Annotated in this window: 14 protein-coding genes; all 14 read left to right on the top strand. The window is 65.3% G+C overall.

Annotation, left to right across the window (positions count from 1 at the left end):
* Positions 1-843: 843 nt before the first annotated feature.
* The gene (locus tag ACQRCJ_RS04325) at positions 844-1,710 is read left to right on the top strand and encodes a hypothetical protein (protein ID WP_204674006.1); all 867 of its coding nucleotides are present in this window, start codon (positions 844-846) and stop codon (positions 1,708-1,710) included.
* An 8-nt stretch (positions 1,711-1,718) separates the two neighbouring features.
* The gene (locus ACQRCJ_RS04320; RefSeq protein WP_427799394.1) at positions 1,719-2,609 is read left to right on the top strand and encodes a hypothetical protein; all 891 of its coding nucleotides are present in this window, start codon (positions 1,719-1,721) and stop codon (positions 2,607-2,609) included.
* A 135-nt stretch (positions 2,610-2,744) separates the two neighbouring features.
* Positions 2,745-4,778: an elongation factor G gene (gene fusA / locus ACQRCJ_RS04315; RefSeq protein WP_427799393.1), complete on the top strand. Its 2,034-nt coding sequence runs from the start codon at positions 2,745-2,747 to the stop codon at positions 4,776-4,778.
* Complete coding sequence (rsmA, locus tag ACQRCJ_RS04310; protein WP_297137598.1) at positions 4,778-5,596, top strand: 16S rRNA (adenine(1518)-N(6)/adenine(1519)-N(6))-dimethyltransferase RsmA; 819 nt, start codon at positions 4,778-4,780, stop codon at positions 5,594-5,596. Before fusA ends, rsmA begins: the two co-directional genes overlap by 1 nt.
* 96 nt (positions 5,597-5,692) lie before the next feature.
* Positions 5,693-5,965: an HU family DNA-binding protein gene (locus ACQRCJ_RS04305; RefSeq protein ID WP_168934613.1), complete on the top strand. Its 273-nt coding sequence runs from the start codon at positions 5,693-5,695 to the stop codon at positions 5,963-5,965.
* A 127-nt stretch (positions 5,966-6,092) separates the two neighbouring features.
* Positions 6,093-6,497, top strand: a complete 405-nt coding sequence (locus ACQRCJ_RS04300; protein ID WP_204625595.1) for a YbjN domain-containing protein — start codon at positions 6,093-6,095, stop codon at positions 6,495-6,497.
* Between the two features lie 194 nt (positions 6,498-6,691).
* Positions 6,692-6,895 (top strand): 30S ribosomal protein S21, encoded by a 204-nt coding sequence (rpsU, locus tag ACQRCJ_RS04295; RefSeq protein ID WP_040368982.1) that lies wholly within the window; start codon positions 6,692-6,694, stop codon positions 6,893-6,895.
* A gap of 90 nt (positions 6,896-6,985) precedes the next feature.
* Complete coding sequence (locus ACQRCJ_RS04290; RefSeq protein WP_297137599.1) at positions 6,986-7,441, top strand: GatB/YqeY domain-containing protein; 456 nt, start codon at positions 6,986-6,988, stop codon at positions 7,439-7,441.
* Positions 7,442-7,449: 8 nt separating this feature from the next.
* Positions 7,450-9,831, top strand: coding sequence for an endonuclease MutS2 (locus ACQRCJ_RS04285; RefSeq protein WP_303955889.1), 2,382 nt, complete (start codon positions 7,450-7,452; stop codon positions 9,829-9,831).
* Positions 9,832-9,859: 28 nt separating this feature from the next.
* The gene (gene dnaG / locus ACQRCJ_RS04280; RefSeq protein WP_427799392.1) at positions 9,860-11,587 is read left to right on the top strand and encodes a DNA primase; all 1,728 of its coding nucleotides are present in this window, start codon (positions 9,860-9,862) and stop codon (positions 11,585-11,587) included.
* Positions 11,574-13,343: an RNA polymerase sigma factor RpoD gene (gene rpoD, locus ACQRCJ_RS04275; protein ID WP_006003927.1), complete on the top strand. Its 1,770-nt coding sequence runs from the start codon at positions 11,574-11,576 to the stop codon at positions 13,341-13,343. The genes dnaG and rpoD overlap by 14 nt, the downstream gene beginning before the upstream one ends.
* A 2-nt stretch (positions 13,344-13,345) precedes the next feature.
* Positions 13,346-14,047, top strand: a complete 702-nt coding sequence (locus tag ACQRCJ_RS04270) for a thermonuclease family protein (RefSeq protein WP_297137602.1) — start codon at positions 13,346-13,348, stop codon at positions 14,045-14,047.
* Between the two features lie 4 nt (positions 14,048-14,051).
* Positions 14,052-14,780, top strand: coding sequence for a 7-cyano-7-deazaguanine synthase QueC (gene queC, locus ACQRCJ_RS04265; RefSeq protein ID WP_168934618.1), 729 nt, complete (start codon positions 14,052-14,054; stop codon positions 14,778-14,780).
* Between the two features lie 7 nt (positions 14,781-14,787).
* Positions 14,788-15,345: a hypothetical protein gene (locus ACQRCJ_RS04260; RefSeq protein ID WP_006003923.1), complete on the top strand. Its 558-nt coding sequence runs from the start codon at positions 14,788-14,790 to the stop codon at positions 15,343-15,345.
* The last annotated feature ends 43 nt before the right edge of the window (positions 15,346-15,388 follow it).

Genomic DNA, 15,388 nt, shown 5'->3' with positions numbered 1-15,388 from the left:
CGCTTTATCAGGACAAATTTTTCTGCAAACGACGGCACGGTCCTGAATTGTTGCAAGCATGCAGTGATCCGTCGGCCCGGAACATGCCGTGTGAAGCGTTGGTACTGCACACACGGCCGGATGTTCCCTCTTCCGGCATGATGCCTTCCGGTGCAGGTCAGGCAAGACAGAAGCCTTTTGCGCCACGGCCCGGTGCGGCATCCCTGCCTGTCTACGTATACCAGTGCCGTCCCACCTTGACAGCCCGACTTCTCCCCTCTCCACGACCTTTTTTCTCCGCTCTCTAAAACAGCCTATCGGGTTCTTGCCGCTGTGCGGAAATGCGCCGTACCGCCCTTCGCCCATGAAGGATGCCGGCGCCGCCCACAGGCCCCTGCCCAGAAAAAAAGAAATTTCCTTGATTTGTGGCAGACCATAGCGCAGGATTTGTCCAGACTGTTCGCTGTGCCGGGCGGCTGCCCGTCATGCCTAGGAAGCCGAAAAGACTGGCCCGAGCCCTTGTCCCGCTTCCGCCGCCCTGTGCCCGCTCCGAGTCTGTTGCCCGCAGCCTTCCGGAAAGCGCTTTGCGCTGCCTGACCGGAACACGATGCACACGCCGACACGGATATGGGACACGGCAGGGCCGCACGCCCTTCCACCGTGCAGCCCCTCCACGGCACCGGGGGACCGGAGCGGGATGGCTGCCCGGGGCGCTGCGATACAGTCGCATGGACCTGAATAAAAAGTTTTGGCAAGGGTGATGGGGGAGCTCGAGGGGGAAGAGGGAAACCTTTTCCAAAAGGTTTCCCTCTTCCCCCTCGTCCCACCCTTTCGCCGCCTTCAAGTACAGCACAAGGAGTTATCATGGCCCGGCAGATCTTGCGTATCCGTGACCTGGGACAGTCCACCTTCTGGCAACTGATGCAGATGGAGGGCCAGCCCGCCCCCCTGACCGGCAAGACGGCCCTGCTGCTGGCCGCTGACGGCGCCGACACGCAGGACGTGCTGGCCGCCACGGCCGCAGCCCGTCAGCTGGGCATGGACGTGGACATGCTGCCGCCCGCGCTCTGGGCCCAGGACATGGCCTCCTGTGACCTTCAGGCCCCGCTTTACGCCCATGCCGGGCTCTGCCTGACCGCCGGCCTCAAGGGCGGCGCTCTGGACTGTCTGGCCGCCGGTCTGCCGGGAGCGGTGGTCAATGCGGGCAACGACAAGGGCGCGCCGGGCCAGGCCCTGGCCGACCTTGCCCTGCTGGCCGCCCGGCACGGGGACTGGGAGAGCCTGCGCATCTCCTGGCTGGGCGGTGCCCAGTGCGGCCTGGCCTGCGATCTGATCACGGCCGCCATCTACGCGCCCTTCGAACTGTTCATGGCCCTGCCCGAATGGGGCGAACCCGATCACTCTCTGCTGGACATGGCCCTGCGTGCGGGCGCCAAGATCTTTTTGAGCCGCGACCCCGAACTGGTGCTGGAGAACGCCCATGCCGTGTACATGGGCCACGGTCCGGAACAGTGCGCCGCCGCGCCCCTGACCAGCGGCTGGCCCCTGACGGACGAGCTGCTGGCCCTGGCCGCCGAGGACGCCGCCGTGCTCTCCTGGCACGGCCTTGCGCCTGCCGACCGGGCTTCGGATACCGCCTTGCGTCGTGCCGCGGCCTTCTGGCCGGAACGGCTGGCGGCCCGCCGCCTCATGGAGGCCCGCCTGTACGCCCTGGCCTGTGACAGCCTGTAGGAGCCCTCATGGACAGCATCTGCATGCCCACCGGTTGTGAGGACATCTTCGCGGAAGAGGACAGCGGCCCGGCCTGGCCCCAGTGGCTGGAAGCCTTCCGGGTACCTGACGAACCGCGCGCCGCAGCTTACGAGGACACGCCCGCACATCTGCGTGCCGCCATCAAGACCGCGCTGGCCCTGCATCAGGCCCACGCCGGAGAGATGGACATCCGGACCTGCCGGGACGAGCGCTTCCCCCGCCGGGGATTCCGCCGGACGGCTACGGACGGCCCGGCGCCCTTTGCCCTGGTGGCCTTCCCGGCCTCGCTGCGTTCGCCCGCCCGTCTGGCGGCGGCCCTCATGCCCGCCATCCTGGCCGGTGTCCCGCTGACAGGGGCGTTCTGTCTTGGCGGTGAGCCCACGCCCGAAGTGCTGGTGACCCTGGAGCTGGCCGGTGTGGAAGATGCCTTTGCCCTTCCGGCTGCCGATTTCACGCGTCTGACGCGCGAACTGCCCCAGTGCCGCGTGGTCCTGCTGCACGGTCTGGACGGGGACGCCCTGCCGGAACGCGGCGACCTGCCGGGACGCATCTGGCGCGAAGATGCCCTGCCCCTGTTCCTGCTGCCGCAGGACACTGCCGCGGATGCAGAGCTGCTGGCCTTCGCCCACGGCCCGGACTGCACGGCACAGGCCCTGCATGGCGAGGCCGCCCGGGCCGTACTGGACGGCGGACCTTTGCCCGGCCCCTGCCTGCCCGCCGCCGTGCTGGAGGAAGACGAGGCCGCCCGCCTGGCCATGGAGGACGAAGGGGGGCCGGTGGAGCTGCTGCTCACGCCCGGCTGCGAAGCCTTCTGGCTGCACCCGGGCCTGACGCCGGACTTTTTCCGCTGCCGTCGCCGGGCCTTCAGCCTGCTGTAAACCACCCGGGCAGGACAGACGATGACCGCGGCGCCACCGCCGCCACCAGCCCCGCCGCTTGCGCGCAACGGCGGGAAAGCGCATACTTTCGCCATCCTGCCGGGACTTCCCGGCCCATACGTTGACGAGACTGCCATGAAAAACATCCGCAATATCGGCATCATCGCCCACATCGACGCGGGCAAGACCACGCTCTCGGAGCGCATGCTCTACTACAGCCGCAAGATCCACCGCCTGGGGGAAGTCCATGACGGCACCGCCACCATGGACTACATGCCCGAGGAGCAGGAGCGCGGCATCACCATCATGTCGGCCTGCACCACCTGCCAGTGGAACGAGCACACCATCAACCTCATCGACACACCCGGCCATGTGGACTTCACCATCGAGGTAGAGCGCTCCCTGCGCGTGCTGGACGGTGCGGTGGGCGTGTTCTGCGGCGTGGCCGGTGTGGAGCCGCAGTCCGAGACGGTCTGGCGGCAGTCGGAGAGTTTTGGCGTGCCCAAGATCGCCTTCATCAACAAGATGGACCGGATGGGCGCTGATTTCGCCAATGTGCTGGAAGACATGAAAAAACGTCTGGGCGCCAATCCCCTGCCCCTGACCATCCCCAAAGGAGAGGGCGAGGCTTTCGACGGCGTGCTGGACCTGCTGGCCCGCGAGCATCTGGACTTCGACCAGGCCGACCAGGGCCGCACCGTGACCCGCCGCCCCTGGAGCGATGCGGAAGCCGCTGTGGCCGAGCCCTGGCGGGAAAGCCTGCTGGAGCATCTGGCCGAGGCCGACGAGCCCTTCCTCGACCTGTATCTGGGCGGGGAATACAGCCTGGACGACGTGCGTGCCGCCCTGCGCCGGGCCACCCTGAGCCGGGCCGTGACCCCGGTGTTCTGCGGCTCCGCCCTGCGCAACAGCGGCGTACAGCCCGTGCTGGATGCCGTCTGCGACCTGCTGCCTTCGCCGCTGGACGTGCCCGCGCCCGTAGGCCGCGACAGCGAGGGCAACGAGGTGCCCGTGCCTCCCGATGCCGCCGCGCCCGCCGTGGTGCTGATCTTCAAGGTGCTTATGGAGAACGGCCGCAAGCTGGCTTTTGCCCGCGTCTACGCAGGCAGCCTGCACGAGGGCGACGCCCTGACCAATACCGCCGGCAAGACCGAGGACCGCATCAGCCGCATCTACCGCATGCATGCCGACCGCCGCGAGCAGCTGGAAAGCGCCTCCACCGGCGAGATCGTGACCCTCGTGGGCCTGCGCGGCGCGCACACCGGCGAGACCTATTGCCACAAGAGCCGCCTGCTGGCCCTGGAAGCCATCGACTCCTACGCGCCGGTCATCACCCTGGCCCTGGAGCCGCGCAATGCCGACGAAGGCAAGGTGCTGGACGAGGCCCTGGAACGCTACGCCGCCGAAGACCCCACGCTGGAAGTGCGCATGGACGAGGAAACGGCCTGCCGCATGGTCTCCGGCATGGGCGAACTGCATCTGGACGTGCTGCTGGAACGCATGTCCCGCGAATACGGCATCTCGCCCCGGGCCGGACATCCGCAGGTCATCCTGCGCGAGACCGTACGCAAGGAGGCCGACGGCCAGGGCGAATTCGACCGCGAGCTGGGCAAGGAGCACCACTTCGGCCATGTGGAACTGCATGTGCGTCCCCTGCCGCGCGGCACGGGCAACCGCGTATTGGTGGGCGACTTTTTGCCCGCCGACGAGGCCGAAGCGCGCAAGCTGCTGCCCAAGCCCCTGCTGGACGCCGCCCTGGAAGGCGTGCGCGATGCCTTGCAGAGCGGTGCCCTGACCGGCTATCCCGTGGAGGACGTGGAAGTGACCCTGACCGCCGTGGAACGGCGCGAGGGCCAGACCACCGTGCCCGGCTGCCACATGGCCGCGGGCATGGCCCTGCGCGAGGCCCTGGCCGCGGCATCGCCCGTGGCGCTGGAACCGCTCATGAAGGTGGAGATCAGCGTGCCCGACGAATTCCTGGGCGCGGCCATCAGCCTGTTCGGCACGGCCGGCGGACGTGTGGAAGACCTGGAGGACCGCTCCGGGCTCAAGCATGTGCGCGGGCTGGCGCCCCTGCGCAAACTGTTCGGTTTTTCGACCTCCCTGCGCTCGGCCACCCAGGGCCGGGCCGGGCTCGTACTCACCTTTGACCGCTTCGACCTGCCCTGATGAACGAAAGCACCCAACCCAAGGCCAAAAAAAGTCTGGGCCAGCACTTCTTGCGGCATGAGAGCATCTGCAACCGCATCGCCTCCCTGCTGCTGCCCAAGGACACGGACAACGTCATCGAGATCGGTCCCGGCCCCGGCGCCCTGACCCGCGCCATCGAGGCCCAGCCCCATGCCCGGCTGGTGCTGCTGGAAAAGGACAGCCACTGGGCCGCCGAGCGCCAGCGCCTGGGCGCGGCGCGTACCCAGGCCGTGCTGACGGACGCCCTGCGCTTCGACTGGAGCCGCATCACGCCCGACAATCCGTGGAAGATCATCGGCAACCTGCCCTACAACGTGGCCTCGCCCATGATGTGGGACCTGTTCTCCCGCGCCACGGGCCTGGTGCGGGCGGCCTTCATGGTCCAGAAGGAAGTGGGCCAGCGCCTGGCCGCCGGGCCGGGCAACGGCCATTACGGGGCCCTGTCGGTCTGGGTGCAGAGTTTTGCCCGGCCGCGCATGGAGTTCATCGTGGGCCCCGGCGCCTTCAGCCCGCCGCCCAAGGTGGATTCCGCCGTGCTCTCCTTCGAGCCCCTGCCCCTGGACCAGCGCCCGGAGCGCCCGGATCTGCTGGCCCTGGTCATCAAGGTCTGTTTCCAGCAGCGCCGCAAGCAGCTGGGCAGCATCGCCCGCCGCTGCCCGCTGGCCCCGTGGCTGTCCGCGGCCATCGAGCAGGCCGGCATCACGCCCACCCTGCGGCCGGAACAGCTCACTGTGGCGGACTTTCAGCATATCAGCCGTTTCGGGGCTTCCTTGCTTGACAACCCCTTGAAAAACTGATTGCCTGACAGGTAGTTTTACAAAAACAACACGCCAGAGGGGATCCGCCCCGCGGCGGACATGGCGTATCACTGACGAGATGAGGAGGATATCCCAATGACCAAGGCTGACCTGGTTGAAAAGATTGCCGCCAAGGCCAATCTGACCAAAGCCGCTGCCGAACGCGCGCTCAATGCCTTCCTGGCTTCTGTGGAAGAATCCCTGGCCAAGGACGACAAGCTGACCCTGACCGGTTTCGGCACCTTCGTGGTGGAGACCCGCAAGGAACGCCAGGGCCGCAACCCCCGTACCGGCGAGACCCTGACCATCCCCGCCTGCAAGATGGTGAAATTCCGTCCCGGCAAGATGCTCAAGGACGCCCTCGACTAGCCGACCCCCATTTTCCGGAAAAGATAAAACAGGCCCCGCCTGTTTTATCTTTTCTCCGCCGCCTCCTCATGGTCCCCAGGACCGCCAAGCCCCGACCCCGGCCACGCCGGGAAAAGGATCACCCCCAATGGACAAGAAATTCTGTTTCGATGCCCTGGCTGAAGAAGGCTTCCAGCCTGAGATCGACGAAGACGGCGACATCTCCTTCCTCGCGGGCGAGATCTCCCTTTCCCTCATCCTCGACGAGGAAGACAAGGACTTCTTCTCTCTGGTCTGCGCCTTCGAAGTGGACGACATGGATCAGCTGGAGCTCTTCTACAGCGCCGCTTCCGAAGCCTCCCGCGAATACCGGATCGCCAAGGCCTACATCGGCGAGATCGAAGACGAATGCTTCGAGATCCGCTTCTGTGTGGAAGGCCTGGCCACGCCGGAACTCTTCCGCAGCAACCTGCGCCGCTATGTGGAGCTGCTGCTGGACATGCAGGAAAGCGTTTTTGACGCCTGCGAAGAAGACGACTCCGACGCCGAGTAGCCTTTCCGTCCTTTCGGCACCTTTCGGCAGGGGCCCGCGCCCGCTGCCCTCTCCTTCATGTGTCCTGTAAAAAAATGCTTGCCTTTTTTGGGCATCAGGACTACAAGACTGTCCTTGACCTTGCAAACAAGGTCGAATGACGCCCGCGTCATTGCCCGGCCTGGCCGGAGCTCTCGCAGGAGGGGGTGATATTCGTGCCCGGAGTGTTTCTGAACGAAGACGATTACAACTTCGATATCGCGCTGCGCCGCTTCAAGAAGCAGGTGGAAAAGGCCGGTGTGCTGTCCGAAATGAAAAAGCGCCAGCACTACGAAAAGCCCAGCGTGATGCGCAAGAAGAAGAAGGCTGCTGCCCGTAAGCGCCTGATGAAGAAAATCAGAAAGATGAACATGGCCTAGTTCTCAGGCCTTGCACGTCACCTTTGAACTGCGGAAGGCCCTCGTGGTCTTCCGCAGTTCCTCTTTTCACCCCCTACCCATCCCAACGCCATGAGCCTGTTTGAAACTATCGAAAAAGATTACGTCCAGGCCTACAAGGCCAAGGACGCCGTGCGTCTGACCGTCCTGCGCCTGCTCAAGACCGCCGTCAAGAACCGCCTGGTGGACCTGTGCCGTCCCGGCGGCACCCTGGACGATGCCGAGATGCTCGACCTCATCATCAAGGAAGGCAAGCAGCGTCAGGACTCCATCGAGCAGTACACCTCCGCCGGCCGTCAGGATCTGGCCGACAAGGAAGCCGCCGAACTGGCCGTCATCCAGAGCTACCTGCCCAAGCCCCTGAGCGAAGAAGAGCTGACCGCCCTCATCGATGCCACCATCGCCGAAGTGGGCGCCACCTCGCCCCGCGAGATGGGCAAGGTCATCTCCGCCATCATGGCCACCCACAAGGGCCGTGTGGACGGCAAGGCCCTTTCCGCCGCCGTCAAGGCCCGCCTGACCGCCTAAGAGCATCCATGATCCACAGCCGCACTCTCCACGCGCTCGAATTCCCGCAGATCACGGAGCACCTCGCCGGCCTGTGCCTTTCCCCGGCCGGCCGCGAGCGTGCTCTTGAGCTGCGTCCGCTGGAAGACGCCGCCGCCGTCACCCACGCGGCGCGCCTGTATGACGAATCCGCCGTCTGGGCCGCCCGTCCCATGGGCGAGGGCGGCTTTGCCCTGGGGTCCTTCCCCGATGTGGGCGCCTTCCTGCGGGTGGCCGAAAAGCCCGGCCTGCAGCCCGATACCGATGCCTTCTGGGCCCTGCGCGAGATGCTGCGGCTGGCCAAGGCCGCCCATGCCTCCATCGCCCTGCCCGAAGCCGAGGACCAGTGGCCGCACCTGCTGGCCCTGGCCCAGGAAACGCCGCTGCCCGTGCAGCTCACGGCGGCCCTGCTGCGCTGCATTTCCGATGACGGCCTGATCCGCGACGAGAGCTCGCCCGAACTCTTCCAGGTGCGCAGCGAACTGCGCCGCCTGCACCAGAACTGCATGCGCCGGGTCAAGGACTACGCCATGCAGTACAATATGCTGGCCTGGCTGCAGGACGAGTTCATGACCCTGTCCTCGGACCGCTATGTGCTGCCCCTCAAGGCCAACTTCAAGGGCCGTATGCAGGGCATCATCCATGACTGGTCCCAGACCGGCGAGACCTGCTATTTCGAGCCCATGTTCCTGGTGGAGATCAACAACCGCCTCCAGGAGCTGAAGCGCGAGGAGCGCGAGGAAGAGCACAAGGTGCTGGCCTATCTGCGCAGCCTGCTGCTGGCCGAACTGCCCGGGGCGCGTGCCGCCCTGGAACTGCTGGCCCAGCTGGACGTTTTGCAGGCCAAGCGCCGCCTGGCCGCCGAATACGACGGCCGCTGCGTGCCGCTCTCGCCCGTGGAGGAAGGCGTCTGCCTGCTGGAGACCCGCCATCCCCTGCTGGCCCTGGTCAGCCTGCGCCAGCGCAAGGACGAACGCGGCAAGAGCGGCGGCCTGCAGCAGGTGCGCCCGCTGGACATCGTGCTGCGTCCCGGCGAACGGGCCCTCATCATCACCGGCGGCAACGCCGGCGGCAAGACCGTCTGCCTCAAGACCCTGGGCCTGTGCGTGGCCATGACCCTGAGCGGCCTGCCCGTGCCCGCGGCCGCCGGTTCGCATCTGCCCTGGTTCGGCCGTGTGGATGCCTTCATCGGTGACGAGCAGAGCCTGGAAGACAACGTTTCCACCTTCACGGCCCAGATCCAGCATCTGGCCAAGGCCTGGAAGCATCTGGACAGCACCGGCCTCGTGCTGCTGGACGAATTCGGCGCCGGCACCGACCCCGCCCAGGGCGCGGCTCTGGCCCAGGGCGTGCTGGACGGCCTGCTGGACAAGCAGACCTTCGTGCTGGCCGCCACCCACTTCCCGGCCCTCAAGACCTATGCCCTGTCGCGCGAAGGCGCGCGGGCCGCTTCGGTGCTCTTCGACCCGCAGAGCAAGAAGCCCCTTTTCAAACTAGCCTACGATCAGGTGGGCGCCAGCCAGGCCCTGGACGTGGCCCGCGAGCATGGCCTGCCGGAAAGCATCCTGCGCCGTGCGGAGCATTACCTCCTGCAGGACGGGCAGGACACCAGCGCCCTGCTGGGCCGCCTCAATGCCCTGGCCGCCGAGCGCGAGCAGGAGATCGCCCGTCTGCGTCAGGAGCAGGAAAAGGCCCGCTGCGACACCAAGATCATGCGCGAGAAGACCGAGAAGGAACGCCTGCGCCTGCATGACGAAGTACGCGCCAAGGCCGGCGAGCTCATGCGCGCCTGGAAGGAAGGCCGCGCCACCCACAAGCAGGCCCTGAAAGAGATGTCGCGCCTGCGTGCCGATCTGGCCGCGCCCGTGGTGCAGGAAGAGACCTCGGTGCTGCCGCAGATCGAACATTTCGCGCCCGGCCAGCAGGTCTTCCATACCGTGTTTAACAAGCGCGGCGTGGTGACCGACGTGGACGAACGCCGCAAGCGCGTGCGCGTGGACCTCAACGGCGTGAGCCTGTGGGCCGCCATGAAGGACGTGCGCCAGAGCGGCCAGTCCGCCCAGGCTGCGGCCCCCCGTGCGCCGCAGCGCGTCTCCCCGGTCAAGGCCGCCATCGCCAACGACGATGCGCCCGCCCTGCGCCTCGACCTGCGCGGCATGCGTGCCGACCAAGCCCAGGCCGAAGTGGAACGCTTCCTGGACAAGGCCCTGCTTTCCGGCTTCAGTGAAGTGGAGATCGTGCACGGTCGCGGCACCGGCGCCCTGCGTCGCCAGATCCATGATTTTCTGCGCTCCTTCCCGGCCGTGGCCCGTTTTGCCACCGCTCCGGAGGATCGCGGCGGCGATGGCATGACCATCGTCAACCTGCGCTAGCACAGCCGGGCAGTCCGGCGAGGGCCTCATGCAGTCCAGAGATGCCATCCGCGCCATCAAGGAGCGGCTCAACATCACGGATATCGTGCGCCGTTACGTGGATCTCAAGCGTAACGGGCCGCGCTGGGTGGCGCCCTGCCCCTTCCATCAGGAGACCAAGCCCAGTTTCTCGGTCAACGAGGAACAGGGCCTGTTCTACTGTTTCGGCTGCCAGGCGTCCGGGGACATCTTCGATTTCTACGGCCGCATCAACGGCCTGGATTTCCGCGAGACCCTGGAGCAGCTGGCCGCCGAGGCCGGCATCACGCTGGATCGCGGGCCCTTTGACAAAAAACGGCAGGAAGAGGACCGGCAGTGGCGTTCTTCCCGCCAGACCATGCTGCGCATGTACGAGCTGGCGGCGGCCCATTTTGCCGCGGCCCTCAAAAGCCCGGAAGCCGAGGAGTGCCGGGCCTACATACAGCGGCGCGGCCTGAGCCCGGATGTCGTGGAGCGTTTCGGTCTGGGCTGGGCGCGGCGTGACTGGCATTCGCTGGACCTGGCCCTGCAGCGCGCGGGCTACGACATGCGCCTGGCCGCCGAGGCCGGACTGGTGGGACGCTCGGACCGGGGCTCGGTCTATGACCGCTTTCGGGGCCGTCTCATCTTTCCCATCAAAAACCTTTCCAACCAGGTCATCGCCTTTGGCGGGCGCATCATCGCGGACGAGGACGAAGCCAAGTACATCAACAGTTCCGATACGCCCATCTATAAGAAAGGAGAACATCTTTACGGTCTTGCCCAGGCCAGAAAAGGCATTACTGTAAAGGGACGGGCCCTTTTGACCGAGGGCTACATGGACGTGCTGACCCTGCACCAGTTCGGCTACGACAATGCCGTGGGCGTGCTGGGCACCGCCCTGACCCCGGACCAGATCAAACGTCTTTCGGGCTTCACCTCGCAGCTCACCCTGTTGTTCGACGGGGACCGCGCCGGCCGTAAGGCCGCCCTGCGTTCCTGCGAGATGCTGCTCACCCGCGGTCTGGCCTGCACCGTTGTCCTGATGCCCGAAGGCGAGGACATCGACAGCCTGCTGCGCACGCAGGGCGTGGAGGCCTTCGAGGCCCTGCAGGCCCAGGCGCCGGACGGGCTGCGTTTTTGTCTGGACGTGCTGCGCGCCCTGGCCCCGCGCGAGACCGTGGAATGGGCCAAGAATTTTTTGCGCCATGTGGAAGTGCCGGAGCTGGTCAGCCCCTATGTGTCACGGCTGGCCACCCACCTGCAGCTTTCCGAGGCGGAATTGCGTCAGGGACTGGCCGACAGCAGACGTCCCGGCCCTGACGGACAGACCACGCGCCCCAGCCGGGCGCGACAGAACATGCGGGATCGCCAGATCATGATGTATGCGGTCCGCTACCCCGACCGACTGGACGATCTGCGGGATCTGGGCGCTGACCTGGCCCTGCAGTCGGACATCGCCCGTCAGTTGTGGGACAAGATCGAAGAATGGGGCTCTGACGAGGCCCCCTACCATCTGGACCAGCGCGAAAAGAATTTCTGGTCCTTCTGCCGGGGCGCCGAAGCGGCCCCCCGTGATGACGGCGACAGGGAGCTGGAAGCCCTGCGCCATGATCTTGATGCCTATTATGCGGCAACCCAGCGCCAGTCCGTGACGGCCGCCCTGCGGCAGAACACCGGCACCGGCGACTTTGCCGCTGATTTGGAATATCTTCGCGCACTGCAGGAAACCTTGGAGCAGGGACATGAGCAATCTTAAAGATATCCAGCAAATTCAAAGCCTCATCGCCAAGGGCAAGGGCATGGGCTACCTGACCTTCGACGAGGTCAACAAAGCCCTTCCCGTGGAGATGAACACTCCCGAGCAGTTCGAGGAGATCATCGGCATCTTTGAGCAGCTGGAGATCGCCATCGTCGATTCCGAAAAGGACGGCAAAAAAATCTCCGCCACGCCCACCGAAACCGACGACGACGCCATGGACGGCTCCCTGGAGCTGGCCGAAGACGAAGAATCCGCCGACTATTCCTCGCGCAGCACCGACCCGGTGCGCATGTACCTGCGCGAGATGGGCGCCGTGCCCCTGCTGGATCGCGACGGTGAAGTGGTCATCGCCAAAAAGATCGAGATGGGCGAGCAGGACGTGCTCTACGCCCTGGTGGAAGTGCCCGTGGCCGTGGAAGAGCTCATCAACGTGGGCGAGGACCTGCGCCAGAACCGCATCAAGCTCAAGGACGTGGTCAAGACCATCGAAGAAGACGATCCCAGCGAAGACGAGCTCAACCAGCGCTCCCGCGTCATCCTGCTGCTGGACGAGATCAAGCAGATCTTCAAGAAAAAGCGCAAGATCTACAAGAAGCTGGACGACTGCAACACCCTTGACCGCAAGGTGACCGCCATCCAGAAGGAGATCATCAGCTACAAGGAAGAGATCGTCACCCGCCTGCGCGACATCAAGCTGGAAAAGACCCTCATCGACCGCATCATCGAAACGGTCGAGGACTACGTGCGCCAGATGCACAACTGCCAGCGCGACCTTTCGGCCTACATCCTGTCCACCGGGCGTACCCAGGCCGAGATCCAGGAGATGTTCACCGGCCTTGAGCAGCGCACCATCAATCCCAATGATGCCGCCCGCGACCTCAAGCTCAGCGTGGACGAGCTCTTCTCCTTCAAGGAAATGATCATCGGCAAGATCGAGATCCTGAGCCGTCTGCAGGAAAAGTGCTGCCACAACGTCAACGACCTGGAAGAAGTGCTGTGGCGCATCAAGCGCGGCAACACCGCCGCCATGCGCGCCAAGCAGGAGCTCATCCGCTCCAACCTGCGTCTGGTGGTCTCCATCGCCAAAAAGTACACCAACCGCGGTCTCCAGTTCCTGGACCTCATCCAGGAAGGCAACATCGGCCTCATGAAGGCCGTGGACAAGTTCGAGTACCAGCGCGGTTACAAGTTCTCCACCTACGCCACCTGGTGGATCCGTCAGGCCATCACCCGCGCCATCGCGGACCAGGCCCGCACCATCCGTATCCCGGTGCACATGATCGAGACCATCAACAAGCTCATCCGCACCTCGCGTTACCTGGTGCAGGAGCTGGGCCGTGATCCCACGCCCGAAGAGATCGCCGAGCGCATGGAATACCCGGTGGAAAAGGTCAAGAAAGTGCTCAAGATCGCCAAGGAACCCATCTCGCTGGAAACGCCCATCGGCGACGAGGAAGATTCCAGCCTGGGCGATTTCATCGAGGACAAGAAGGCCGTGGCCCCCGCCGAGGAAGTCATCAATACCAAGCTGTCCGAACAGCTGGCGGCCGTGCTGGCCGATCTGACGCCCCGCGAGGAACAGGTGCTGCGCAAGCGTTTCGGTATCGCCGAAAAGAGCGACCATACCCTGGAAGAAGTGGGCAAGCTCTTCAACGTCACCCGTGAACGCATCCGCCAGATCGAGGCCAAGGCCCTGCGCAAGCTGCGTCATCCCGTGCGCAGCCAGCCCCTGCGTTCCTACTACGAAAACTAGTCATGCTGCGTAGCCTCTGCCTGATCCTTTTCCTGTGCTGCGTGCTCGTGGCCGGGGCCCTCCCCGGCACGGGCCGCGCACAGACGGACGCCCTGCCCCATCTGGAACAGATCGCCGTCCGGGGCAAGACCTCGGTGGCCTCCTGTCTGGACGGCGACACCATGCAGCTGACCAACCGCAGCCGCGTGCGCCTGGCCGGCATCGACACGCCGGAGCTCAAGCCCCGCAAGGGCAAGCCCCAGTTCTACGCCCGCGAAGCGCGGGAACTGCTCACCCGTCTGGCCCGCGGCCAGGAGGTCCGGTTCTTTGCCGTGGACAAGGAAGGCAAGGACAAGTACGGCCGCATCGTCGCGGACGTGCGCCTCAAGGACGGTCGCTCGCTCAACGGCATCATGGTGCGTGAAGGCGCGGCCTTCTTCTATCCCCACAAGGGGCTGGACAAGGAGTACCAGGACTGGCTGCTGGGCCTGCAGGCCGAAGCCATCAAGGAACGGCGCGGCATGTGGGCCGAGGTGCTCTCCCGCCCCGAAGCCCTGAAGAATTACACCGGCAACCGCAATTCCCTGCGCTTCTTCCCTGCCGACTGCCCTGACGCCCAGAAGATGAAGCCCCGCAACCGCATCCATTTCGGCACCCTCATGGATGCCTTCATGGCCGGTTATGCCCCGGCCCGAGTCTGCCCCTTCTGGCCGGAGGAAAAATAAGATCATGTCCCATCAGCCTCCTCTTTCCGACCAGCAGGCCCTGGTCATCTTTTCCGGCGGCCAGGATTCGGCCACCTGCCTTGCCTGGGCCCTTTCCCGCTTTGCCCGCGTCCATACGCTGGGCTTCGATTACGGCCAGCGCCACTCCGTGGAACTGGAATGCCGCGGCAAGGTCCGCAGCGCCATCGCGGCCCTCAAGCCGGAATGGCAGGACCGTCTGGGGCCCGACACACTGCTGGACATCAGCCTGTTCCGCCAGCTGGCCGACACGGCCCTGACCTCGGACATGCCCATCGAGCAGGAAGGCGAAGGCATCCCCAACACTTTCGTGCCGGGCCGCAACCTGCTGTTCATCATGCACGCCGCAGCCTGGGCCTACGGCAAAAACATCCGCCATCTGGTGCTGGGCGTGTGCGAGAGCGACTCCTCCGGTTACCCGGACTGCCGCGACGACAGCATCAAGGCCATGCAGGTGGCCCTCAATACCGGCATGGACAGCCATTTCGTGCTGCATACGCCGCTCATGTGGCTGGACAAGGCCAATACCTGGCGCCTGGCCGAAGATCTGGGCGGCATGCCGCTGGTGGACTGCATCCTTGAGCAGAGCCATACCTGCTACGAGGGCACGCGCGGCGAGCGCTATCCCTGGGGCTACGGCTGCGGCCAGTGCCCGGCCTGCAAGCTGCGCGCCCACGGCTATGAGGTCTATCTTTCCCGCTATCACCAGAAGTGAGGCCGTCATGGCAGCCAAGAAACAACTGACCGCCGCCCAGGGCATGGATGCCGCCTGCATCCTCTTTGAGCTCAACAGCAAGCGCGAGCATATCGTCAATCTGGCTTTCGGTGCGGAGATCCCCGAAGCCTGCCTGACGGAGCCCGGCGCCCTGCCCGACTTCTGCGCCGAGTGGCGGGCCTTCGTCCACGCCACGGTCACGGCCGGGCTCATGCAGCACGCGCCCAATAGCGTGCTGGTGGGCTATCTGCGCCGCACCGGCGAACTGCTGGCCGCCACGGCCAAAGCCGAAGGCGCCAGCCTGCATACCCAGGCCGTGCCTGTCTCCGAGGACAGCCTCAATGCCTTCGTGGACGGCCCCTTTGCCGCCTACATGCCCTTGCTGGCGCAGGAAAAGCAACACCAGTGCCCCGTGCTCTTCTGCCGCCGCCTGGGCTATGACGAGGACAGCCGCATCACGCCCGAGATCCTGAAGAAGATCCAGGCCCGTCTGGCCGCGGTCATGGCCCTGGTCATCACCGCCATCTGGGACAAACTGGACCAGTACGAGATCGCGGCGGATTAGCTGCGACACACACATTGCATGTAAAAAAGCCTGTCCTTGGGGA

Origin of the sequence: Desulfovibrio sp. SGI.102 (assembly GCF_050314315.1) — a bacterium.
Taxonomy (GTDB): domain Bacteria; phylum Desulfobacterota; class Desulfovibrionia; order Desulfovibrionales; family Desulfovibrionaceae; genus Desulfovibrio.
The sequence above is the reverse complement of the archived record's forward strand: the minus strand, read 5'-3'. Positions and strand labels throughout refer to the sequence as shown.

Excerpts from the sequence above, each read along its gene's own strand:
- ACQRCJ_RS04325 (WP_204674006.1), top strand. The coding sequence starts at position 844 with ATGGCCCGGCAGATCTTGCGTATCCGTGACCTGGGACAGTCCACCTTC.
- ACQRCJ_RS04320 (WP_427799394.1), top strand. The coding sequence starts at position 1,719 with ATGGACAGCATCTGCATGCCCACCGGTTGTGAGGACATCTTCGCGGAA.
- fusA (WP_427799393.1), top strand. The coding sequence starts at position 2,745 with ATGAAAAACATCCGCAATATCGGCATCATCGCCCACATCGACGCGGGC.
- rsmA (WP_297137598.1), top strand. The coding sequence starts at position 4,778 with ATGAACGAAAGCACCCAACCCAAGGCCAAAAAAAGTCTGGGCCAGCAC.
- ACQRCJ_RS04305 (WP_168934613.1), top strand. The coding sequence starts at position 5,693 with ATGACCAAGGCTGACCTGGTTGAAAAGATTGCCGCCAAGGCCAATCTG.
- ACQRCJ_RS04300 (WP_204625595.1), top strand. The coding sequence starts at position 6,093 with ATGGACAAGAAATTCTGTTTCGATGCCCTGGCTGAAGAAGGCTTCCAG.
- ACQRCJ_RS04290 (WP_297137599.1), top strand. The coding sequence starts at position 6,986 with ATGAGCCTGTTTGAAACTATCGAAAAAGATTACGTCCAGGCCTACAAG.
- ACQRCJ_RS04285 (WP_303955889.1), top strand. The coding sequence starts at position 7,450 with ATGATCCACAGCCGCACTCTCCACGCGCTCGAATTCCCGCAGATCACG.
- dnaG (WP_427799392.1), top strand. The coding sequence starts at position 9,860 with ATGCAGTCCAGAGATGCCATCCGCGCCATCAAGGAGCGGCTCAACATC.
- rpoD (WP_006003927.1), top strand. The coding sequence starts at position 11,574 with ATGAGCAATCTTAAAGATATCCAGCAAATTCAAAGCCTCATCGCCAAG.
- ACQRCJ_RS04270 (WP_297137602.1), top strand. The coding sequence starts at position 13,346 with ATGCTGCGTAGCCTCTGCCTGATCCTTTTCCTGTGCTGCGTGCTCGTG.
- queC (WP_168934618.1), top strand. The coding sequence starts at position 14,052 with ATGTCCCATCAGCCTCCTCTTTCCGACCAGCAGGCCCTGGTCATCTTT.
- ACQRCJ_RS04260 (WP_006003923.1), top strand. The coding sequence starts at position 14,788 with ATGGCAGCCAAGAAACAACTGACCGCCGCCCAGGGCATGGATGCCGCC.